This window comes from Marinomonas fungiae (assembly GCF_001418205.1).
GTDB lineage: Bacteria > Pseudomonadota > Gammaproteobacteria > Pseudomonadales > Marinomonadaceae > Marinomonas > Marinomonas fungiae.
The window spans coordinates 202,606-225,444 of record NZ_LIQF01000007.1 but is presented as its reverse complement, the minus strand read 5'-3'; the positions used below and the strand labels follow the sequence as shown (position 1 = coordinate 225,444).

Sequence of the window (22,839 nt, the reverse complement as noted above, 5' to 3'; positions counted from 1 at the left end):
ACTATTTCTCCGATCCCACCCAGCACAGAGGCATGCTCAGTGTCTTTGACAGGGTGAAACAAAAGCTGAGTTTATGCGGATGCTCTGTCATCCGCTTTTTTTTGCCTGCCGATTAATCTTTCAAAGACATATCCAATTCTTGTTTTAAGATCGACCAATCTATTGCGGTCTGCGGCACATGGCGAGGGGTCTCAGCTTGGTACAAAGAAATCAACTGCCCGACAATCGAAATCGCCACTTCCATGGGACGTTTTCCAGGAACTTCAGCAAGTCCAACAGGACAAATCAAGTTAGCAATGTCTGCTTCACTAAACTCGCGGTGAGCCAGACGCTGGCGGAAACGCAGCGCTTTGGTGTCTGAACCAATCACACCTATCAAACCCAAATCCGCACGTTTAAGTGCAGCTTCCGTTAACTCATAATCCAGCTGATGATTATGCGTCAGAACTAACATGTAGCTTCCGGCTGAGGCACGACGTAGCTCCCCCACTGGATCATCCGTTAGACATTGCTCAACATTATCAGGGATATACTCGGGGAATTGCTCAGCTCGACTATCGACCCAATGTACCCGCAAAGGCAGTTCAGCGAGTAACGGCATCATGGCTTTGGCGACATGGCCGGCACCAAATAGCCAAACATCTTTGCCACGCTCAGCGAAATACTCAAACAATACCGACACCTTACCACCACAGCATTGCCCAAGAGTTGCGCCTAGTGGGTACTCTTCGATATGTTGGCAATCTTGCCGCTTAAGCATTAACTCCCGCGCTTTGGCAATGGCCTTGTACTCCAAGTGCCCACCACCGATGGTGTCAAAACTGTGCTCGGTGGTCACCACCATTTTACTACCCGTTTCTCGAGGAGATGACCCTCGAGTGCCGATGACAGTGACCAAAACATACGCTTCGCCAGTACGTTGCAATTGTGCTATTACATCTGCCCAAGGCTTCATGATTGGCTTCTTCCTTCTTGCTGTTTAGCCAGTTCGCGCGTCACCATGACAGCATTAAGCACTCGCTCTGGCGTCGCCGGTGTATCCAGCGGCGGGCTAATACGATAGTCCGATATCGATGAAATAGCGTCTCGCAGTGCCGACCACACCGAGATGGCTAACATAAAGGGCGGCTCCCCGACGGCTTTGGAATGATAAACGGTTTCTTCATCGTTAGCGCGTTCAAAAAGTCCCACGTTAAAGCGCTTAGGTGTATCACTGATGGCAGGGATTTTATACGTGGCAGGGCCGTTGCTCATTAAGGCCCCTTTGTCATTCCACTTGAGTTCCTCTGTGGTCAACCAGCCCATCCCTTGAATAAAGCCCCCTTCGATCTGACCACGATCCACGGCGGGATTCAAACTGCGGCCCACGTCATGCAGGATATCTACTCCCACGACCTTGTATTCACCGGTTAAAGTATCCACGATCACTTCTGAAACGGCCGCACCGTAAGCGAAGTAAAAGAACGGTCGACCTTTAGCCTTGTCTCGGTCATACCAGATTTTTGGTGTTTTGTAGTAGCCCGTGGCCGAAAGCGACACACGATGCTCATAGGCAAACAGCGCGGCATCAGCAAAACTCATGGATTCATCTTGATCGCCCCAATAGATGCGCCCCTCTGTAAAGCAAACACTTTCAATAGCACACTCTTTGTGTTCCGCAATGCATTTCGCTATGCGCTGCTTTAAGATCAGTGCCGCATTACGTGCCGCTTGACCGTTCAAATCCGTCCCGCTGGAAGCTGCGGTAGGTGAAGTATTCGGTACCTTGTCCGTTCGTGTGGCAGTGATTTGGATCTCATCCGGATCAATCGCTAGGGCTTCAGCGACGATTTGAATGATCTTGGTATGCAGTCCTTGGCCCATTTCTGTGCCACCATGATTCACCTGAATACTGCCGTCAGTGTAAATATGGATCAGTGCGCCCGCTTGGTTAAGGTGTTGTAAAGTAAAGGAAATACCAAACTTAACGGGCGTTAACGCTAGGCCACGCTTGAGCACCCGACTGGTCTGATTCCATTGGCGGATCTCAGCCTTACGAGCACCATAGTTACTGCTTTGCTCCAGCTGCTCAATCAGCTCAAGCAGTAAATTGTGTTCAACTTTCTGATGGTAAGGCGTGGTATCGCGCCCCGCTGCGCCATACAAATTCAGCTTACGCACATCCAGTGGATCTTTGCCAACTGCACGAGCAATATCATCCATAGCGCGTTCAATAATCATCATTCCCTGTGGCCCGCCGAAACCTCGAAAAGCTGTATGGGAAACAGTATTGGTCATACAGCGATGACCCGCAATGCTGACATTTGGTAAGTAATATGCATTGTCGGCGTGAAACATAGCACGATCAACGATGGCATCAGACAAATCAGCCGAATGACCGCAGTTACCTGCCACCATAATGTCCGCCCCTTGAATCAAACCTTGCTCATCAAAGCCAATATCGTAAGTGTTGTAAAACGGATGGCGTTTACCGGTCATGGTCATATCGTCAACACGGGGCAGACGGATTTTTACTGGGCGTTTGGTTTTTAGCACCAAGGCTGCGGCCATACAGGCCCATGCGGCGGCTTGGCTTTCTTTACCGCCAAAGCCTCCCCCCATGCGACGCATGTCCACGGTAATACGATTGACCGGCACATTAAGCACTTCCGCTACCAGCTTTTGCACCTCACTAGGATGTTGCGTGGAACTGTAAACGAGCATGCCACCATCTTCGGCTGGCACAACCAAGGCAACTTGCCCTTCTAGATAGAAATGCTCTTGTCCTCCCACGTGCTGCTCTGCTTGCAGACGTTTAGGCGCATTTTCCAAGGCCACTTGAGCATCACCATGAGCCATATAATGGGATGGACGCACAAACTGCTTAGCGGTTAAGGCTTCGACCACATCCAACATAGGCGCTTCTTCGATAAACTCAATAACAGCTTGTTTGACTGCACGACGCGCTTGCTGCTCAGTGTCTGCCACTACGACAAAGATAGGCTGACCTTGGTATTTAATCTCATCTGAGGTCAGAATCGGGTCGCCATCAAATACAGCGCCAATGTCTGTATGCCCTGGAATGTCGTCCAGCAGCAATACGTCCACCACACCATCACTTTGACGCACCGCTGATAAGTCCATTGAGGCGATGCGACCTTTTGCGATCGAGCTGTAACCGACAGCGCCGTATAGCGTTCCACGCGGTTCCAGCATGTCGTCCACATAGACGGCTTCTCCTGCAACGTGTTTTGCTGCGCTTTCATGCTTGCGCGCCACACCGGTCGCGCCACCAATCTGTTTGGCTTGGCTGCCCGTCGCTTTCAAATTACGCATACTGCACCACCTCCAACGCTTCATCGCTTGGGTTAGCTTGCTCAAGCACCGCGCGCAACAATAGATTTTGCGCCACCTGCAAGCGATAAGCTCCGCTCGCTCGCACATCATCAATCGGACTGAAATCCTGTGCCAAAGCCTGTTGTGCAGCTTTAATGCCTTGCTCAGTAAACGGCTGGTCTTTTAGCGCTTGTTCAGCATTCAAGGCTCGTGCTGGCGTCGCAGCCATTCCACCAAAACCTAAGCGTGCATGACGCACAACACCATCCTGTAACTCTATCGAGAAGGCTGCACACACAGCTGAAATATCATCATCTAGACGTTTGGAAATTTTATAAACGTTCAAGATTCGCTCTGGTTGCAGTGGTATTTCAATGGTTTCAATAAAACCAGATGGCGGTAGTTTTGTTTGCCGATAGCCAGTAAAAAATTCGCGTATTGGCAGACTTTCGCGGCCTGCTGGACTGCGCACATGCAGAATGGCATCCAATGCCAGTAAGACCGGAGGGGTGTCGCCAATTGGCGACGCATTCGCAATATTACCGCCCAATGTGCCTTGGTTACGCACTTGGAGGGACCCTAAACGCTCAAGCATTTCAGCAAAGCTGACAAAGTGTTTGTGCAGCAACGACTGCATATCCGTGTAACTAACTGCGGCACCTATGCTGATCGACTCTTCACTTTCTTCGATTTGCAGCAACTCAACCACACGCCCAGTATAAATCACCACCTCTGGCTGCTGTAATTGCTGAGTGATGCTTAAAGCGAAATCCGTACCACCAGCCACCAACTTAGCATTCGGATGCTGTGTGAGGAGTGCTAGCAACTCATCACTGTTGCGCGGTATCAGGAACTGATGAAGGCCATCTTGCATTGAAGCTTGGGGACTTTGCTGCACCATCTTCGTTAATCGACTATAGATGACCGCTTCTTGTGCTGAAAATGCGTCCTGTGAGCCTTTTCCAGCCAAGCTCAACGCCGCATCAATGATTGGGCGATAACCAGTGCAGCGGCATAGGTTGCCCGCTAATGCCTGCTCGACATCGGCACGACTGGGCAACTCACAACTTTTATATAAGGCAAACATCGACATGATAAAACCGGGGGTGCAGAACCCACACTGAGAACCATGTAGATCAACCATGGCCTGCTGCACCGGGTGTAATGCGCCTTGCAGCTTTAGATGTTCAACGGTCACTAATTGCTTACCGTGCAAGCTGCCCAGCAGGGTTATGCAGCTATTGACGTTACGATACTGCAGGCGGTTACCAACAGCTTCAGCTATAACAACGGTACAGGCACCACAATCCCCAGAAGCACAACCTTCTTTCGTTCCACGCTGTTCTGCTTTGGTGCGCAAATACTCCAGCACTGTCATATCTGGAGCACAATGATCGAGGCAAACTTCTCGATCATTCATTAGAAAACGGATCATTGCTCAGCTACTCCTATCCAAACAAGGCGACTTCACTCTTCCTCGTCATAGTAACTTGTTCTTTTTAATAAAGTTTATAACGTATGCTGTAGCAGTCTCGCACAGTTAAGCGAATCACTACCAGTCGATACTTAATAAGTTAGCAGGATTCCTGCCAAATTTAACCAAATGGTTATATTTGACAGGAAGATTGAGCGATAGGTTGGATGGAGGCAAGTCGTTATTGTGCGGATTGAACGTTCTCTTCAAAGAACGCACGTATTTTTTCTTCTAGCAAATGCTGCTTCTTTTGGCCTTCTTGCATCCCAAATTGGGCTCCGGTTTGCGTCAATTCCGGCATCTTTTCCAGTACTTTTTGACCCGTTGGCGTTTGGTAAAACGTAATCATATCGCGCATCTCAGCTTCACTGAATGATCGGTCATAGGCTTCCGCTATCTGGTCTATGATCGCGTTTCGGTCAATCGCATTGTCAAACCAGTCACGGTAAATGGCACGTAGCTCTTGGCTTTTTTCTGGCGTCAGCTGCCATTGTTGTGATAACGAATCCACCATAGGCAGCATGGCATTAAAACCGGAAGACATTTGCTCCTCCATCTTCATCACATCCATTAACTCGAGTACCGTGTCACTTGGTTGCGCATACAACACAGCACTACTTAGCCCTGCCCAAATTGCGGCAGCCCATACTATTTTTTTCATTCCCTTTATCCTTTGATTGAGGTGTACTGAACCATGATACAAAAGCAAGGCACCTAATAATAGCGATTTTCATTTAGTGATTAATGACGGGGGCGAGGTACTCGATTGGATTCACCCAGTAGGCTTTACGCTCACCTTGGGTGCTATCATCGACATACGACTCGTCCGCTGATATGCGACGAATACCATAGTGAAGATGTGGCGGCTTGCCTTGAGCATTACCGGAACTGCCAACCGTCCCCAGAAGACTGCCAGCTTCCACATACCAACCTAACTCATCATTAATGGTGTCCAAATGGGCATAGTAATGCAGACGCCAATTAGGACCGAGTGCCCAGATGTTTTTTCCACCGCGACGGGTATCGTTGACAGAGATAATGATGTGATTGGTTGCGGCCACGACAGGCGTGCCTCGATCAGCAAAAATATCCATGCCTTTGTGCACAAGGGATTCACCCCATGGTTCATACCAAAAGGTTTCCGGGTGCCAGTCTCGAGCTGTTGCACCGACTACCGGCATCACTTTTGGCTCTGACCAGTTTTTTGCAGCTTGCCAAACGATACCAACCGTCCCTAGCGCGGCAACACTTAGTACACCGGTGATGATCACTAGCTTGTTCATGGTGGCCTCCTTCTTATTAAGGCGTCCTACCACTATCCCTAGCCGCTTCCTCTTTCTCAAGACGAAATAAGGAAGCGCTGTGATCTAACTTTGAAAATAACGTTTCAATCTAATCAAGGAAAGCAATCTGCTCGTAGGCGTTACGCAGCCAAACTTTCATGCGCTGACGTTCAGCAATATTCATTAAGCTTTTGTTGTTCGCTACGGCCCAGAAGCTGCTGTTGTTAAAGTCTATTTTCTGGGTAAGTTTGCTTTGTAACTTAGGCAGTTCAATGATAAAAGCTTCGCGCTGCTGAGCTTTTTTGAACGTCTCTGATTTTTGGAAACGCGAGAAATCACTACCACGACCAAGGTTCTGCACCACAATAAACTCTAGCTCAGGCTGCTGATAACGCTCTAATAGTTGCTCTAAAAGCGCTACCGAATCCGCACCATCATCCATTACATGCCACAGACACACTTGATAATCCATCTCATCCAGTAGGCCAAATACATCCGTGTCATCAATCCAATCACCCAAAGGTTTAGCCGCTTGTGCAGCAAGGTCAATAATCAAATCTTTATCTGGGTTGGCTTCCATCGCCTCTAACAAGCCATCCAGACTGTCTTCTTCGCCAATCACGACTGGCGATGCAAACTAACTGTAAAAGCGAGAAAACGTTCCATGGGAAGCATCACAGTCAAACCCTAAAAAAGGCAACTCTTTATCTATGTAGTATTGTGCCAATAATCGCGCAGTCATCGACTTTCCTACACCGCCTTTCTCTCCACCAACAAAGTGCACTTTACCCATGTATCGCTCCCTGTGTTATTAAATGATTGCCCTACTATAGGCATGGCTTTATGACGGAGTAATGACCCCATTTATTAAACATACAGCGAAGTTATTAGAATGGGAACAAGCGGCGTACTAAAGGAAAAAGCGCGCTGCAATCATTTGATAAAGTACTGATAAAAACGTCTCTAAAATTCACTATTTTGGGGCATTTCGCTCAGAAGGAGCCTTTTGAAAGGGGGCACTTTGAGCAAATGGGTCAATTTTTTCACGCTGCTCACAGGTCGCTTGCGCCCACCATAATAGCTGACTAAAGGTGCGTCCAAAATAGTCTTGCCAACGCTCGCTGTCCACACTGGCTAACGTTTGCCCCGTTTCACCAAACACTTCTTGCGCCTTAGGAACATGAATCATCGCAGACACCGGCAAACAGCCAAGTTCTGCGAGAAAGCTACGCATTCCCACGGCAGCACGCATGCCCCCCCACTGCCCCGCCGAATAAGTGACAATGGCACTGGGTTTAAAGGAAAACAGCGAGCTACCAAAGTGGTTTAATAAATTGGCTAGCGCAGGACTCATGGAGTGATTGTATTCAGGACTAACCATCACATAGCCATCGGCTAGGGAGATTTTATTGGCCAAGACGTCTAGCACTTGCGGAGCTTTATCTTTGGCATAAGAAAAGTGCGGCTTAAACACAGCGCCTTGGTCATAATCCAAGGGATCAATCAATTCAAAGTCATGTTCTGGGTAGGCATCGCTGAGCATACCTAGGCAGGCTTGGGCGACTCGTTCCCCCAACCGCGCTGGACGCGGCGGGGTTGAGGTACGAACAGAACCAAGGAAGATAAGGAATTTCATATGGCACTCTTAAGTGAATCGGTTTAAGCCACCTTAAACTTATCCACCAGTACATTCAAATCTCCAGATAGACGCGCAACCTCTTCGCTTGAGCGGGAAATCTCTTCGACGGTTTGTTCAATCTGAGAGGAGCTGCAACTTAAAGCTTCTATATTGCCGCTGATCTCAGCGGAAACAGACGATTGTTGCTCAGCTGAACTGGCAATTTGCAAAGTCATTTCATCAACATAGTCTACTTTAATCATGGCTTCACGCAGTTTCGTAGAGGTATTGCTGGTTTGATTTGAGACCTTACGAGATGTCTCGATACCACCGCGAACTAAGATCTGTGCCTGCTTCGCTCCATGCTGAAGCTGATTGATAATATTCGAGATTTGTTCTGTTTCTTGTTGAGTACTTTGCGCCAAGCTACGGACTTCATCGGCTACTACAGCAAAACCTCGACCGCTTTCACCCGCACGAGCAGCTTCGATAGCAGCATTAAGTGCCAATAAATTGGTTTGATCTGAAATACCTTGAATACTTTCTAAGACAGACGAAATCGACAGGACTTGCTGCGCTAAGATATCCACTTGCTCACCAGATTTTTCTAGCTCTTGCCCCATCTCATGTAGTGCCTGAGAAGCAGAGGTTGCAAGGTTCACACTCTCAATCACCTTATCTTTTGCTTCACGAGTTGCCCCTGCTACATTTTGAATAGTTTGCGATACTTCCGCTGAAGTTGAGTTCATCTGCGAAGTCGATGCTGCAATTTGCGCCGTATTCGCATGCTGTTCACGAATCGCACCAGAGGTTTGCTCAGAAATCACTGCCAGCTCATGAGCCGTTTCTGACTGATGCAGAGCACTTCTACGGATATCGCTAACCAAAGAGCGTAGGCCATCAGCCATCACAGCCATAGAACGATAAACACTGTTATCATTGCTATGGCTGAACTGCATAGTTAAATCACCGTTAGCAATTCGGTCCGCAATCTCACGCATCAGATTCGGCTCAGCCCCCAAAGGACGCAATACCATACGAGCCACCAAGATCGCCACAACCGAGCCCATCACAGCGGCCAAGATAACCAAAGCCACGCTAATCGCCAGCATCTGATTGCGAGCGGCCATAGCTTCCGCTTCATCCATCTCTGCTAAAATACTCCATCCAAGACCAGCGAATGGCAATGGTGCAAAGGATGACAAGACCGGATGGCCATTATAGTCAGTAATAATACGTGTACCCGTTAGCCCGTTTTGCGCCGCACGCACGGCTTCAGTCTCCACTCGACCTGCTTTGGGGTTGCTAAAGGATGCTAGCACCGAGCGACTCTTCGGATCTAAATAAGAATCTGAGCGCATCAAGCCATCCACTCCAACCAAGTAAGTTTCACCCGTTTCCCCTAAACCATCGCGCTCAGCCATAACGGCGTTTAGCTGCTCAATCGGAAACTGAGCAATCACAACGCCAATTTTCTGACCATCCTCAAAGACCGGAGATGATATAAAGCCCGCAGGGGCATCATAAGACGGAATATAGAGAGAGAAATCCGTTACGCTCACCTGTTTAGACCCAAGGTTCAAGGCTTTGTTATAAGCCTCTGCTAAACCGGAATTGGCATAAGGACCATTTTTCAAATTAGTCGCAAAGTCCAACTCTTTGAAGACGGAATATACAACGGAGCCCTTCAGATCCACTATGAACAAGTCATAGAAGCCAAAACGTTGCTGAATCGCTCGCATGTAGGGGTGAATACGTTTGTGCTCAGCACCGTAGGCAGTATTGCCATCGTCGACTAACAAATTATCCTTACTGCCAACGGGATGAGTGTTGTTAGAAATATATTGGTACTGAAGATATTTTGCTTGTGGCGTCAATGAACTCATAAGGTTCATAACATCTTGTGTACTGGCTTGCGCTTTCTGCTCACGCCAACGTGGCAAGAACTGCCTTTCATAGTAACTGCGTAGTGACTGCTGCTGAGCTGAGGAGATATCTTTCGGTACTGAATAAAACGCTGAGTCTAAAGCCTTGAACGCCTGCACTATATCTGGGCTTTGCGCTAGGATTTCAACTTCGTGAGAAAGCGTTTCTAAATATTGGGTGACCGTTGCAGCCTTAGCGCTGCGGATGGATGTTAAATGGTCAAATACAGATTGGGATAATGCTTGGGAAGATAGCCAAGTTAGCACCCCTGCCATGATAAGCGCCGGAAAAATACCAACGCCCAATAAAATTAGTACAATCTTACTTTTGAAGCTCATCATTCTGTCCTTTGTGACTAATAAAGCTACTGAAAAATCCCCCCATTTTCGCCACAAACATCATGACTTAGACTATTTCTTATTTTTTTCGATCCTAGGGTTCAGGGAAAAATCTTGCAACAAAATTATACGGTTACATTATGTAAACATCGTTGCATTTTGTTGCTTTGTCGCGATGTCTCAAAAATAGTCAAATCAGGTCGTTAAACCGCAAAAAAAAAGCCCCTATCATTCGATAGGGGCTTAGATGAGACACCACATAAGTGATATCACATAACGAAACTTATACGCCTAGGTAGTCCATAATGCCTTCCGCAGCTTTACGACCTTCGTCGATCGCGGTGACTACTAGGTCAGAGCCACGTACCATATCGCCACCAGCAAAGATTTTTTCATTGGTGGTTTGGAACATGAACTTGCCGTCTTTTGGTGCCAAAACGCGACCACGGCTGTCGGTGTTGATACCGAATTTTTCGAACCATGGTGCAGGGCTTGGTTGGAAACCAAAGGCTACCAGAACCACATCAGCAGGAATGATTTGCTCACTGCCTTCGATGATTTCAGCACTGCGACGGCCATTAGCATCCGGCTCACCCATTTGCGTTTCCACCACCTTGATGCCTTCTACTTTGCCATCACCGATGATTTCTACTGGCTGACGATTAAACAGGAACTGCACGCCCTCTTCGCGAGCATTTCGCACTTCTTTGCGCGAACCCGGCATGTTTTCTTCGTCACGACGGTAAGCACAGGTCACTGTCTTCGCGCCTTGGCGAATAGAGGTACGGTTACAGTCCATCGCCGTATCACCACCACCTAGCACCACCACTTGCTTGCCTTTCATGCTGATGAAGTCTGCTTCATCCTCTTCAAAGCCTAGGCAGTGGTTAACGTTGGAAATTAGGAAATCTAGGGCATCATACACGCCAGGTAGGTCTTCACCAGGGAAGCCCCCTTTCATGTACTTGTAAGTACCCATGCCTAGGAACACGGCATCGTATTCTTCTAACAAATGCTCAAACGGTACGTCGTCACCGACACTGGTGCCTAGCACGAACTCAACGCCCATTTCTTCAAACACTTCACGACGACGTGTCATGACTGATTTTTCAAGTTTGAACTCAGGGATACCGAAGGTTAGTAGACCACCGATCTCTGGGTTCTTATCGAACACCACTGGCTTAACGCCGTTACGTACCAAGATGTCCGCGCAAGCAAGACCAGCAGGACCCGCACCAACAATGGCCACAGTCTTATCAACGGGTACCACTTTTGACATATCTGGACGCCAGCCTAGGGCAAACGCCGTGTCGGTAATGTATTTCTCTACCGAGCCGATGGTCACCGCACCAAATCCGCCTTCGCCAAGCGTACAAGCGCCTTCACATAGACGGTCTTGTGGACACACGCGACCACACACTTCTGGCAGTGAGTTGGTTTGGTGGCTTAGCTCTGCCGCTTCTAAAATGTTGCCTTCTGATACCAACTTCAGCCAGTTTGGAATGTAGTTGTGTACCGGGCATTTCCATTCACAGTAAGGGTTACCACATTCAAGACAACGGTGTGCTTGATCTTTGGCTTGTGGCTCTTCGAATGGACGATAAATTTCCACGAACTGAGATTTACGCGTCAGCAGTGGCTTCTTCTTTGGATCTTTACGATCTACTTCAACAAATTGAAATACGTTGTTCAAGCGCTCAGACATAAGCTGCTATCTCCTGTGGCCGCGCTCTGCGCGGCACTCTTTCAAATGGGTCAAACTGGGTTAGGAACGTTCTCTTAAACCAAACTTATTCTGGACGCTGACGAGTGTTCGCCAATAGCTGTCCAAGACTTGCGGCTTTTGGTTTCACTAACCAGAACTTACCGATGTAATCGTAGAAGTTTTCTAGGATTTCATGGCCCCACTCGCTATCAGTTTCGCGAACATATTCTTCGATTACACTGCGTAGGTGAGAACGGTATTCTTCCGTCAACTCAGTCCCCACACGCTGAATTTCAACCAACTCGTGGTTGTACTTGTCAACGAAGGTACGGTCTAAGTCCAATACGTAAGCAAAACCACCTGTCATACCCGCACCGAAGTTGTAACCCGTATTACCCAGTACCGTAATCAAGCCACCCGTCATGTATTCACAACAGTGATCACCAGCGCCTTCGATGACCGCATGACAGCCAGAGTTTCGCACACCAAAACGCTCACCCGCGGTACCTGCCGCGAACAATTTACCGCCAGTCGCACCGTACAAACAGGTGTTACCAATAATCGCAGACTTGTTGGACGCAAACGCCGAGCCGCGCGGTGGACGTACCACTAGCTTACCGCCAGTCATACCTTTACCGACGTAGTCGTTGGCATCCCCTTCTAGGTACATGTTCAAACCACCGGCGTTCCATACGCCAAACGACTGACCCGCGGTACCTGTTAGTTTCAAGGTAATCGGCTGATCGTTCATGCCTTGGTTACCGTAACGTTTGGCAATTTCACCAGACAAACGGGCACCGATTGAACGGTCTTGGTTGGTCACAGAGAAACTAAACTCACCGCCTTCTTTCTCTTCTACAGCATTTTGTACCGTCGCCCACATTTTCTCAGCCAATAGGCCTTTGTCGTGTGGTGGGTTGAACGGCACTTGGCAGTACTGCGGTTTTTCCGCTGGGATCGCATCGTTACTGAGGATTGGCGATAGATCCAAGTTCGCTTGTTTGCTGGTTTCACCCGGCAATAGCGTTAGCAGGTCAGTACGACCAATTAGGTCAGCCATCTTAGTGACACCTAATTTTGCCATCCACTGACGGGTATCTTCGGCCATAAAGCGGAAGAAGTTTTTGATCATTTCAACTGTGCCGATGAAGTATTCTTCACGCAGTTTTTCGTCTTGTGTTGCAACACCCGTCGCACAGTTGTTTAGGTGACAGATACGAAGGAATTTACAGCCCATTGCCACCATTGGCGTGGTACCAAAACCAAAACTTTCTGCCCCTAGAATCGCGGCTTTCACCACGTCTAGACCTGTCTTGAGACCACCGTCTGTTTGTAGACGAATCTTGCCACGCAGGTCGTTGGCACGCAGTGCTTGCTGGGCTTCCGCTAGACCTAGTTCCCAAGGGGAACCAGCATGACGAATAGACGTAATAGGCGATGCCGCCGTACCACCGTCGTAGCCAGAAATGGTGATCAAGTCCGCGTAGGCTTTCGCTACACCCGCTGCGATCGTGCCCACACCCGGCTCAGATACCAGCTTCACCGATACCAAGGCATCAGGGTTTACTTGTTTCAAGTCGAAAATCAGCTGTGCCAAATCTTCGATCGAGTAAATGTCGTGATGTGGTGGCGGTGAAATCAGCGTTACACCTGGTACCGAGTAACGTAGACGAGCGATTAGACCGTTTACTTTACCACCTGGTAGCTGACCACCTTCACCTGGTTTCGCACCTTGCGCCACTTTGATCTGTAGCACTTCTGCGTTGACTAGGTATTCTGGCGTCACACCAAAGCGACCGGAGGCAATCTGCTTGATCTTAGAACGACGCTCCGTACCATGACGTGCAGGGTCTTCACCACCTTCACCAGAGTTTGAACGACAGCCAAGTTCGTTCATCGCTTGTGCTAGTGCTTCGTGCGCTTCTGGCGACAAGGCACCTAGCGACATACCCGCCGAGTCAAAGCGCGGTAGGATGTCTTCGATCGCCTCGACTTGCTCTACTGCAACCGGCTTAATGTCTTCTTTTAGACCAAATAGATCACGTAGCATAGACGCTGGGCGAGTGTTAACAAGCTCTGCGTACTTGCTGAAATCTTCAAATTTACCGCTGCTTACCGAAGCTTGTAGATTACGTACCACATCAGGGTTAAAGGCATGGTATTCCTGACCGTGAACATACTTCAGGTAGCCACCTTGGTTGATTGGCTTACGCGCTTTCCAAGCATTGTCAGAGATCACTTGTTGCTCACGTTGGAAATCTTCAAAGGTTGAACCTTGGATACGGCTTGGTACGCCTTTAAAACATAGATCCACAACCTTGCTGTCCAAACCAACGGCTTCAAACAATTGCGCACCACGGTAAGAGGCAACCGTCGAGATACCCATCTTAGACATGATTTTCATCAGGCCTTTGTTGATGCCTTTACGGTACTTCTGATGGCAGGCAATTGGGTCGCCCAATACTTCACCTTTGTCGATCAAGTCATTGATCAAACGGTAAGAAAGGTATGGGTAAACCGCTGTCGCACCAAAGCCTAGCAATACCGCAAACTGGTGTGGATCGCGTGCAAAGCCAGTGTCCGCAATGATGTTGGAATCACAACGTAGGCCCGCTTCTGTTAAATGGTGATGAACTGCACCGACCGCCATCGCCGCAGGGATTGGCAAGTTACCCTTATCAAATTCACGGTCCGTCAACACCACAATCACAGCACCATTGCGTACTACTTCTTCGGCGCTCATTTGTAGGTTGCGAATCGCTTGCTCTAGACTGATTTCGTCTGGATTGTAGGTTGTATTCAAACGCACCAAGCGAAAACGATGGTCTTCCATTGCCAATAGACGGCTGTACTTACGTGGTGACAACACTGGCGATGATAGAATGATACGGTTGGCATGTTTTGGCGTTTCTTCAAATAAGTTACGCTCCACACCAATCAATGTCTCAAGCGACATAACCACCGACTCACGTAGCGGGTCGATTGGCGGGTTGGTTACTTGCGCAAATTTCTGGCGGAAGTAATCCGATACTGGACGCGTCTGATTTGACATCACCGCCATCGGCGTATCATCACCCATTGACCCCACGGCTTCGTGCCCGCTCTCCGCCAATGGACGGAAGATCTGATCGCGCTCTTCAAAAGACACTTGGAACATCTTTTGATACGTCAGCATTTGATCTGGAGTGAAAGGTTCAAACTCCATGGAATGCTCTTGCAATAGCGCTTCAATACGCAAACCTTCTTGCTTCAACCACTTTTTGTATGGGTGCGCAGATTTCAGTTTGTTATCAATGTCTTCAGTATGCAGTACTTGGCCGGTCTGAGTATCGACCACCAACATCTTGCCAGGACCAACACGGCCTTTAGACACCACATCTTCTGGCTTGTAGTCGTAAGTACCGACTTCAGAAGCAAGTGTGATGTAACCGTTTTTAGTCACGACCCAACGAGCTGGACGTAGACCGTTACGGTCTAGCATACAGATGGCATGACGACCATCGGTCATGACTAGGCCAGCTGGGCCGTCCCATGGTTCCATGTGCATCGAATTAAACTCGTAGAAGGCACGGATTTCTGGATCCATGTTTTCCACGTTTTGCCACGCTGGTGGAATGATCATGCGTGCCGCACGGAAGATATCCATACCACCAGTGACCAATAGCTCTAACATGTTGTCCATCGAAGACGAGTCAGAACCGTTTAGGTTAACGATTGGGGTTAACTCTGGGATTTCGGGTAACAGAGGTGAACGCAGTTTGCTACCACGAGCGATCGCCCAATTACGGTTACCTTCGATGGTGTTGATCTCACCGTTGTGCGCCAACATACGGAATGGCTGTGCTAGTGGCCACTTTGGTAGTGTGTTAGTTGAGAAGCGTTGGTGGAATACACAGATCGCGGTTTTAACTTTTTCGTTACCTAGATCTTTGTAAAACGTTGGTAGGTCGACAGGCATCATCAAGCCTTTGTACGCCAACACTTTGTCTGACAAAGAACAAATGTAGAAATTTTCGTATTGCGCGAGAGCGATTTCAGAACGGCGACGAGCAACAAACAAACGCGTTGCAAAGGTACGTGCATCCATACGGTTGCTGTCAACAAAGACTTGTTCAATGCGCGGTAAGCAATCTAACGCGATGGTACCTAGGCAAGAAGGATCCACTGGCACATCTCGCCAGCCCACTACTTTCAAACCTTCCGTTTCAAGTGCTTTAGTTAGCGTTGCACGTTGCTCATCTGCTAGGGCAGCGTCTTGGTCCATGAAGACCATCCCTACGCCATATAGATCAGAGAAAACGTGGTTAAACAGTGTGTGCGCTTCTTCTCGTAAAAAAGCATCCGGTTTCTGAATCAACAAACCACAGCCGTCACCCGTTTTACCATCGGCAGCGATACCACCACGGTGTGTCATACTCGTTAAGGATTCGATTGCGGTTTTAAGAAGGTCGTGACTTGACGTACCTTCCATATGAGCGATTAGGCCAAACCCACAGTTGTCTTTGAACTCGCCAGGACGATAAAGGCCTGCATTCATACACCAACTCCCACAGTTAAAATGTAGAAAACTCTACTCGATTACTTCTTATAAAAGTTAGGTGGACAAGCAAACGAAAGTGCTCGTGAAATGGTTTTATAGACCCACCTAACCATTCAAACGGTAAGTCATACTACTCTGAGGCAAGTAAGCACTCAAATTGCGGCGTTTAAGAATTGACCAAACTGCAGGCTAAAACAGCACTAGATGAAAACCATTCTCATGGCAAAGGAGAATTATCTATGGTTGGCGGAATTGGGGGCAGAAAAAATCACTGGTAATGGAGGTTATTCAGTCGAATATGGTTTTTTTTACTTTTTTCACAATTTTTTTATAAAAAAGCGACAAAATTTCCCTAAAAAAAGCACCGATACGGCGGATACGGTCATATTTCTTACTCATTACCCATCTGCTTTACGGATATCCTGCTGAATACCGCGCACACTTCTTGCCCAAGGATTCAATTGGCGGAGCCCCTCAGGTAAATTTTCCACTGCCGCAATGGCCTCACTGCGGTTGCGGTATTCACCGTACACCACCACAAACCAATCACGACCATTGTGCTGGGATTGAAAGTAGCTAAACGCATCAAGGCTGCCTTGGGCGCGAATAAACTCTTGCACCGTGTCTCGATTGTGTGTGCCCAGTAACTGCAAGGTATAGCGGTTTGGGTTACGCCCCAGCCAAGCTTGAGTTTTATCAAAAGGATCTGCGCTGGCCGTCCGTTCTAACGGTATCCTTTCAGGTTCAGGAGGATTATTTATCTGCGTTTGGGCTTGTCCTTGTGTTTGCAAGATCGGAGTGGTCACTACAGGAGAATTATCTTCTGCAGGCAGTGGCGCAGAAGATTCCACTGGCGCTAGGCGAATCGGTGCAGTGGCAATATTCGACCCTGAATCTATTGGAGAGGTCGGAACATTGTTCTGATTTTGATTTGGCTGTAACGCCTCGGCAGGAATCGGCGGTAGTGAAACGGGCGATTCTTGGCCAATTTGTCGTTGCATGGCTTCGATACGTGCAAGGGTATCAGAGCTGGCTTGGCGTGGCGCATTTTGTCCAATCGGCGCCAAGCGTGTGCTGTTAGCTGGCGTGTCTTCGTCGCCATCGTTAAAGATCACCGCCACCAATATACCGAGCATAACAATCGACATCAGCGCCATATGCACCACAGGAAAGCCAAACGACAATCCGGTTCTTGGCAGTTTAAACCAGGATTTCTTCTCACCCGCTAACGACTCTGCGGCTTTTGCATCCCCCATCATGGCTAACGCGGCTTTATTAATACCCCCAGGCATTCCTGCAGACTGCTGATAAATTTTCTTCACCTGACGCTCATTAAACGGCAAGTTAATTCCACCACCGATGGCACGCACACGGTGCAATAAATAGGCGCGCGTCTGCTCTAGAGTAAATGGCGCCAATTCTAATTCGTGACTGAGCTGCTCATACCGACTGCGCTGATAGGCGTCTAAATTACGAGCCAAAGAGTGCTCACTGAACAAGGCGACATGAGGGACTTCTTGTGACTCAGTGGCTAACGACATCATGTCCATCAGCATGATCACGGCATCCGTGTTCAACTCATGGGCATTGTCGATCAGAATGATAGCCTTTTGCCCTTTGGCTTCCGCGTCGTGAGCAAACTTCAATAAGGGGCCAAACGTGGTGTCCGCGTGACTACTGTCCAAAACGTCGGCGTAACCCGCATAAATGGCTTGTAGCAATTGCCCCGCCGTCATCAGCATACTGGCTTTAACGTGGCTAATGATCGCGGTATCGTTTTGTAGGCGAATGAACTCTTGCAGGAAACGTGTTTTACCACTGCCACTGCCACCTTCGACCACAGACAACAAATTAGAATAGCGGCTTAGGTGCTCCAACATTCCCAATTGTTGGTTACGTTCTTCGCTAGAAAAGAAGACTTGAGAGTCATTTGAGCCAAATGGATTCCTCAGCATCACTTTGGGTTGCTGATCTAAGGCTTCCTCCAGATTGAACTGAAAGTTTGGCTCCGCCATGGGTGTCCTCAAGTCTTAGTTTGATGGTTTAACTGGCGTTCGTCGCCGCTTCAATCGCATCGTCCAGACAACCATTGAAGTCATCCATTGAAAAATCCGATGTTACACAAGCATCGCCCAGTGCATTCAATAATACGAGACGCAAACTACCGTCGAGCACCTTTTTATCCAATAACATACGATCGATAAAAGCGTCTCTACTCATACCTTTTGGTGGCAATACTGGTAATTTGGCTTTCGCTAACAATGCGACACTACGTTCCACGTCTTGTTCCGTTAGATTGCCCATACGCCATGAAAGATCGACTGCCAATACCGTACCCGCAGCAACAGCCTCCCCGTGCAACCATTCACCATAGCCCATTTCAGTTTCAATCGCATGGCCAAAGGTGTGTCCCAAGTTCAAGATAGCACGTATGCCACCTTCTCGTTCATCTTGGGCGACCACACGCGCTTTCGCAGCACAGGATTCATAGATGGCGTGGGTAATTTTCTCACCATCTAATGCCATAAGTTCGTCAACATTCTCTTCCAACCAAGTAAAGAATGGGGCATCACAGATCAAACCGTACTTAATCACTTCCGCCATACCAGCTGATAACTCGCGCTCTGGCAGCGTTTTTAGCGTATCGTTATCGATGATCACCGCCTGCGGCTGATAAAAAGCGCCGATCATATTTTTACCCAGTGGGTGGTTAACACCAGTTTTTCCGCCCACAGAAGAATCCACTTGTGAAAGCAGCGTTGTAGGCACTTGGATAAATGGCACACCACGTTGATAAGTCGCGGCCGCAAATCCAGCCATATCACCGATTACCCCACCGCCTAAAGCAATGATGGTCGTAGTACGGTTGTGCTTGGCCTCCAACAAGGAGGTCATGATGGTTTCATAAGTCTCCAGCGTTTTGTATTGCTCACCATCCGGCAGAATACAAGTATCCACTTTATAGTCATCGCCCAGCAGTGTGACAAGATCGGCCAAGTAAATGTCCGCTACGGTCGTGTTGGTCACGATCATCACTTGCTTGCCAGAGATGGCCTTACTAAATAAATCTTTTTGCTGGCGAATCCCCGAGCCAATGTAGATCGGGTAACTGCGGTCACCTAAGTCAACGGTAAGAGTGCGCATTGGATTAAACCTCCGTAGCCAAATGCTTTTTAATGGCGTCCATTACTTTGTTTGCAACGGTCTTAGGATGACGTGAATCGGTTTCCACAATCACGGATGCAACCTCACGATAGAGTGGATCTCGGATTGCAAACAAACGCGTTAAGGTTTCCTTAGGATCACCCTGCTTTAACAGCGGGCGATTATTACTTTTCGATGTGCGTTGTAACTGTTGTGCCACGGAAGCAAACAAATAGACCACCAAAGGCTGCTGTTTTAGCATTTCGCGGTTTTCTTCCATCATTACAATGCCACCGCCTGTGGCTAGCACAATAGGCAGCTGCTCTTCGCTCAGCATGGCTTCTAAAGTCTGTGTTTCACGGCGGCGGAAACCTTCTTCACCTTCTTTTTCAAAGATCCAAGGAATGTCGGCACCTGCATTTTCTTCAATCACCCGATCGGAATCGAAAAATTCTCTGTCTAATTGTTGCGACAGAAGGCGTCCAATAGTGGTTTTTCCTGCTCCCATTGGACCCACAAGTATAATAGTCGGGGCGTTAATCATTATTTTGTACTTCGAAGTTAACTGTTTTCGGCTAGTGCCTAGTTTACCGACATTTTTAGCAGTTTTGGCGTGATAAATACAAGTAGTTCCCTTTTTTCTTGCTGTTCAGTACGTTGGCGGAACATTGCACCGAGTAATGGCACGTCTCCAAGCACAGGAACCTTACTGACGGTGATTAAACGTTCCTCTCGAAATATGCCGCCAAGCACTAAGGTCTCACCACTTTTCACTTCTACTTGAGTTTGTACTCGATTGGTTTCCAAGCTCGGAACACCATTGACCATATCGCCAACGGAATCTTGGTGAATTCTAAGATCCAGAAGCAATGTCGACGCATCCTTCACCTCAGGAGTCACTTCTAACACCAGCCCCGCTTGACGAAATTCAACACTGAGATTGTCGTCGTTCATCACCTGATAGGGGACTTCCGTACCCGATTCAATACGCGCTGGCTGACCTTCAGAGGTGACGATCTTCGGTCGTGCAATAATATTAGCGGAGCCATTACGCTCCAACCAATCCAAGGTCGCCGATAGATTAATCAGCCCACTGCTGCCAGCAATGCCAACATTCACTGGCGCCGAGGCGATCCCTAAGTCCACGTTGGCAAACACTCCGTTTTGCGAGGCATCAAGTAGCCGAGTTTGCCAATTCACTCCTAGCTGTTCCTGTACCGTATCGCTAACCTGAGCAATCTCAGCAGCGATTTCAATTTGCCGCATAGGACTGTCTAGCCAAACAATAGCACTGTTCAAGACACTTTCCGGGCCACAGTAGTGCGTCATGATGGCATTAGTTCGTCCATCAATAATGACACGGATATCATTGAAAAACTGTTTTACATGCTCGCCTACCAAGGTGGCTTTCGCATGTTTTAAGTGCCAGATGCGATCCTCACAGTTTTCGTCTTGCGCCATCTCTGACTCAGCCTTGTTTAACCGCTCGGGCGCTTTCGACAAAATAGCAATCTCATCTTGCCAATGCAGGTCCAGTCCGAGTTGCTGTGACACCGCTGACAACACCTGTTCCCAACTGGCATCTCGAATCGATAAGGTCACATCGTCATCTATCTTAGGGTCTAGTACCACACTGGTGCCCAGCTCTGCGGCTAACTGTGGCAATATCTGCTGCACTGGTTGCTGGCGAACAAACACATCTAAAGCAAATACTGGCATAGCGTTCCATAGACATCCCAATACCACGCTTATCAGTGCGCTATGCCTCAATAAGAAGCGCATATTAAGGCTCCTTAGCAAGGCGGACGCCCGAGTAACTGGTCGTACCCAAATGCAGCTGGCGAGTATCCCCTTGAATATTTTGCAACACGACGTACTCTTGCTTGACTTGGGCTAAGGTTGCCTGCAATTGCGGCAGCCAACTCCCCTCATACAACCACATTTCTTCTTGGTTTATTCTAATTAAGGCGGCAGAACGCTGACCATGCAAAGTACTGACTAAGGTACCCAGTACAGGCCAATCTTGATGCCGCTCGAAAGGTAAGATATTGACGTCTGGTTTGAGCACACTTGGGCGAACAAAATGCCACGTAATATCGGCAAACCACTGATAACCTTCCCGACGCCATTCAACCGCGGTGGGGGTGAGCCAAAAACGTTTATGCAATTCATCAATCAAAGCTCGCCAATCGTTCAATTCCATTGTTTGCTGCAAACGTAGGCCAACAACGGTGTCATCTTGATACTGCATTTGTGCAGGTAAATCATGTGGAATGACGCTGATTGCTTGACTTAATGAGCGCCATTGATTCTCTTCGAATTGGTAATAACCTAACGAACGTTCATTATCATTTTTATGCTGCCACAAGGCATGTAGACCCCACAGTGCTACGGAACATTCGAGCAGCAATAGCCACTTTAAGTACTTACTAGAGGTAAGGCATTGAATCATATCTGACTTCATATTGGCCCCTGCCCATTTAGCATGATTTGTAGCGGCGGCAACTGCTTTGGCCAATTGGCTTGCCAAAGTTGTAAGTCCTCAGCATTGCCCGTCACAGACAGATGAATATGCTCTAGGCTAATACGCACATCATCTAGCCTTAACGTGGCGGGCAAAGTACGTAAATAAGTCAGACTGCTAATCACATCCATACGGCTTTTATCATTACTCGGCCAAGGCCATTGAAAGTCCGCTACGGGCTCTGGGGTATGCTTGACAAGATCCATCGCAAACCAACTACTCGATAGAGCGACTAAGGCAATCAAAATGGCCAGCGTATTACGATGACGCCGCTCTGTTTGACGTTCTAAATAGTCTTCTTCATAAGATGCAAACGGCCGCATCAAGTAACTTAAACTACGCCACGAACTTAGGTTATTGCGTAACACTAAGCCTTCACTGTAAAGCCGGCTAATGCCTAGTTGGGCAAACGCATCGAAATAGGTTTTTGGTAAGGTCGCTACATGCATAACGGTCGATGGGGTGCGCTTTGCCATATAGCTAATCATTTGTACCGAGCTCTCTCGTACAAACATCTGCCCAGCTTGAGTTTGCGCCGCCAAAAAATGCAATGGTTGAGGTAGTTCTGCGTCGAATGCGGATTCACTGAGTTCTACCCAAGCGTCCGGTAACAAGACTGCGGTCGGCTTTCGTTTACGTTGTCTCAATAAAGAAGCCAACTGATGCAGTGCCTCATCTAGCGAGCTTTCAGGTAAGGCGCTCTGTGAGCGATCTGCAGTCTGTTGCTGCTGGAAATACTGATGCTTCGACAAGGCTAGCCAAGCATTGTCGCGCCAGATCAACAAATAGGGTCGAGAAAAAAAAGACATGTTCCCTCCATGAACTGAATTTAGCCTTCCGTGGCTTGCACATAAATGTGCCATGTATTTGAACTAGTTTTTTGCAATCTGCATCATTATCTTTACAACAAGATAACATGAAATTTCAACCCAAGAAGCCTACATGGGCAACTCAAGTCAGGTATAATCGCCC

Annotated in this window: 17 protein-coding genes; all 17 read right to left on the bottom strand. The window is 48.2% G+C overall.

Features of this window, described 5'->3' with window-relative positions:
- Positions 1–112: 112 nt before the first annotated feature.
- On the bottom strand, positions 113–955 hold the full coding sequence (xdhC, locus tag ASC49_RS12420) for a xanthine dehydrogenase accessory protein XdhC (RefSeq protein WP_055463570.1): 843 nt from the start codon (positions 953–955) through the stop codon (positions 113–115).
- Positions 952–3,315, bottom strand: a complete 2,364-nt coding sequence (gene xdhB, locus ASC49_RS12415; protein WP_055463569.1) for a xanthine dehydrogenase molybdopterin binding subunit — start codon at positions 3,313–3,315, stop codon at positions 952–954. Before xdhB ends, xdhC begins: the two co-directional genes overlap by 4 nt.
- Entirely contained in the window at positions 3,308–4,750 is a 1,443-nt protein-coding gene (xdhA, locus tag ASC49_RS12410) for a xanthine dehydrogenase small subunit (RefSeq protein ID WP_055463568.1), read from the bottom strand. The genes xdhB and xdhA overlap by 8 nt, the downstream gene beginning before the upstream one ends.
- Before the next feature lie 220 nt (positions 4,751–4,970).
- The gene (locus ASC49_RS12405; protein WP_055463567.1) at positions 4,971–5,450 is read right to left on the bottom strand and encodes a DUF2059 domain-containing protein; all 480 of its coding nucleotides are present in this window, start codon (positions 5,448–5,450) and stop codon (positions 4,971–4,973) included.
- A gap of 73 nt (positions 5,451–5,523) precedes the next feature.
- A complete protein-coding gene (locus ASC49_RS12400; protein WP_082443831.1) occupies positions 5,524–6,072 on the bottom strand; it encodes a M23 family metallopeptidase in 549 nt (182 codons plus the stop codon).
- Between the two features lie 109 nt (positions 6,073–6,181).
- Positions 6,182–6,694 (bottom strand): P-loop NTPase family protein, encoded by a 513-nt coding sequence (locus ASC49_RS12395; RefSeq protein WP_245624707.1) that lies wholly within the window; start codon positions 6,692–6,694, stop codon positions 6,182–6,184.
- Positions 6,695–6,709: 15 nt separating this feature from the next.
- Positions 6,710–6,865, bottom strand: coding sequence for a nucleotide-binding protein (locus ASC49_RS20055; protein WP_245624706.1), 156 nt, complete (start codon positions 6,863–6,865; stop codon positions 6,710–6,712).
- 180 nt (positions 6,866–7,045) lie between these two features.
- Positions 7,046–7,708, bottom strand: coding sequence for an NADPH-dependent FMN reductase (locus ASC49_RS12390; RefSeq protein WP_055463566.1), 663 nt, complete (start codon positions 7,706–7,708; stop codon positions 7,046–7,048).
- A 23-nt stretch (positions 7,709–7,731) separates the two neighbouring features.
- A complete protein-coding gene (locus tag ASC49_RS12385) occupies positions 7,732–9,954 on the bottom strand; it encodes a methyl-accepting chemotaxis protein (RefSeq protein WP_055463565.1) in 2,223 nt (740 codons plus the stop codon).
- 283 nt (positions 9,955–10,237) lie between these two features.
- Positions 10,238–11,659 carry an FAD-dependent oxidoreductase gene (locus ASC49_RS12380; RefSeq protein WP_055463564.1) on the bottom strand — a complete coding sequence of 474 codons (1,422 nt, stop codon included), beginning with the start codon at positions 11,657–11,659 and terminating at the stop codon, positions 10,238–10,240.
- An 85-nt stretch (positions 11,660–11,744) separates the two neighbouring features.
- Positions 11,745–16,196 carry a glutamate synthase large subunit gene (gltB, locus tag ASC49_RS12375; RefSeq protein ID WP_055463563.1) on the bottom strand — a complete coding sequence of 1,484 codons (4,452 nt, stop codon included), beginning with the start codon at positions 16,194–16,196 and terminating at the stop codon, positions 11,745–11,747.
- A gap of 401 nt (positions 16,197–16,597) precedes the next feature.
- On the bottom strand, positions 16,598–18,214 hold the full coding sequence (locus ASC49_RS12370; RefSeq protein ID WP_055463562.1) for an SPOR domain-containing protein: 1,617 nt from the start codon (positions 18,212–18,214) through the stop codon (positions 16,598–16,600).
- Positions 18,215–18,242: 28 nt separating this feature from the next.
- Positions 18,243–19,343, bottom strand: a complete 1,101-nt coding sequence (aroB, locus tag ASC49_RS12365; RefSeq protein WP_055463561.1) for a 3-dehydroquinate synthase — start codon at positions 19,341–19,343, stop codon at positions 18,243–18,245.
- Positions 19,344–19,347: 4 nt separating this feature from the next.
- Positions 19,348–19,887, bottom strand: a complete 540-nt coding sequence (gene aroK, locus ASC49_RS12360) for a shikimate kinase AroK (RefSeq protein WP_055463560.1) — start codon at positions 19,885–19,887, stop codon at positions 19,348–19,350.
- 38 nt (positions 19,888–19,925) lie between these two features.
- Complete coding sequence (locus ASC49_RS12355) at positions 19,926–21,125, bottom strand: type II and III secretion system protein (RefSeq protein WP_055463559.1); 1,200 nt, start codon at positions 21,123–21,125, stop codon at positions 19,926–19,928.
- Between the two features lies 1 nt (position 21,126).
- Positions 21,127–21,807 carry a hypothetical protein gene (locus ASC49_RS12350; RefSeq protein ID WP_055463558.1) on the bottom strand — a complete coding sequence of 227 codons (681 nt, stop codon included), beginning with the start codon at positions 21,805–21,807 and terminating at the stop codon, positions 21,127–21,129.
- Positions 21,804–22,676: a hypothetical protein gene (locus ASC49_RS12345; protein ID WP_055463557.1), complete on the bottom strand. Its 873-nt coding sequence runs from the start codon at positions 22,674–22,676 to the stop codon at positions 21,804–21,806. Before ASC49_RS12345 ends, ASC49_RS12350 begins: the two co-directional genes overlap by 4 nt.
- Positions 22,677–22,839: the final 163 nt, after the last annotated feature.

What these genes read in the sequence shown, in the direction of transcription:
- ASC49_RS12355 (WP_055463559.1), bottom strand. Translation starts at nt 21,125, where the DNA reads ATGCGCTTCTTATTGAGGCATAGCGCACTGATAAGCGTGGTATTGGGA.
- ASC49_RS12390 (WP_055463566.1), bottom strand. Translation starts at nt 7,708, where the DNA reads ATGAAATTCCTTATCTTCCTTGGTTCTGTTCGTACCTCAACCCCGCCG.
- ASC49_RS12380 (WP_055463564.1), bottom strand. Translation starts at nt 11,659, where the DNA reads ATGTCTGAGCGCTTGAACAACGTATTTCAATTTGTTGAAGTAGATCGT.
- xdhA (WP_055463568.1), bottom strand. Translation starts at nt 4,750, where the DNA reads ATGATCCGTTTTCTAATGAATGATCGAGAAGTTTGCCTCGATCATTGT.
- gltB (WP_055463563.1), bottom strand. Translation starts at nt 16,196, where the DNA reads ATGAATGCAGGCCTTTATCGTCCTGGCGAGTTCAAAGACAACTGTGGG.
- ASC49_RS12400 (WP_082443831.1), bottom strand. Translation starts at nt 6,072, where the DNA reads ATGAACAAGCTAGTGATCATCACCGGTGTACTAAGTGTTGCCGCGCTA.
- ASC49_RS12350 (WP_055463558.1), bottom strand. Translation starts at nt 21,807, where the DNA reads ATGAAGTCAGATATGATTCAATGCCTTACCTCTAGTAAGTACTTAAAG.
- xdhC (WP_055463570.1), bottom strand. Translation starts at nt 955, where the DNA reads ATGAAGCCTTGGGCAGATGTAATAGCACAATTGCAACGTACTGGCGAA.
- aroB (WP_055463561.1), bottom strand. Translation starts at nt 19,343, where the DNA reads ATGCGCACTCTTACCGTTGACTTAGGTGACCGCAGTTACCCGATCTAC.
- ASC49_RS12405 (WP_055463567.1), bottom strand. Translation starts at nt 5,450, where the DNA reads ATGAAAAAAATAGTATGGGCTGCCGCAATTTGGGCAGGGCTAAGTAGT.
- ASC49_RS12385 (WP_055463565.1), bottom strand. Translation starts at nt 9,954, where the DNA reads ATGAGCTTCAAAAGTAAGATTGTACTAATTTTATTGGGCGTTGGTATT.
- ASC49_RS12345 (WP_055463557.1), bottom strand. Translation starts at nt 22,676, where the DNA reads ATGTCTTTTTTTTCTCGACCCTATTTGTTGATCTGGCGCGACAATGCT.
- aroK (WP_055463560.1), bottom strand. Translation starts at nt 19,887, where the DNA reads ATGATTAACGCCCCGACTATTATACTTGTGGGTCCAATGGGAGCAGGA.
- ASC49_RS20055 (WP_245624706.1), bottom strand. Translation starts at nt 6,865, where the DNA reads ATGGGTAAAGTGCACTTTGTTGGTGGAGAGAAAGGCGGTGTAGGAAAG.
- ASC49_RS12370 (WP_055463562.1), bottom strand. Translation starts at nt 18,214, where the DNA reads ATGGCGGAGCCAAACTTTCAGTTCAATCTGGAGGAAGCCTTAGATCAG.
- xdhB (WP_055463569.1), bottom strand. Translation starts at nt 3,315, where the DNA reads ATGCGTAATTTGAAAGCGACGGGCAGCCAAGCCAAACAGATTGGTGGC.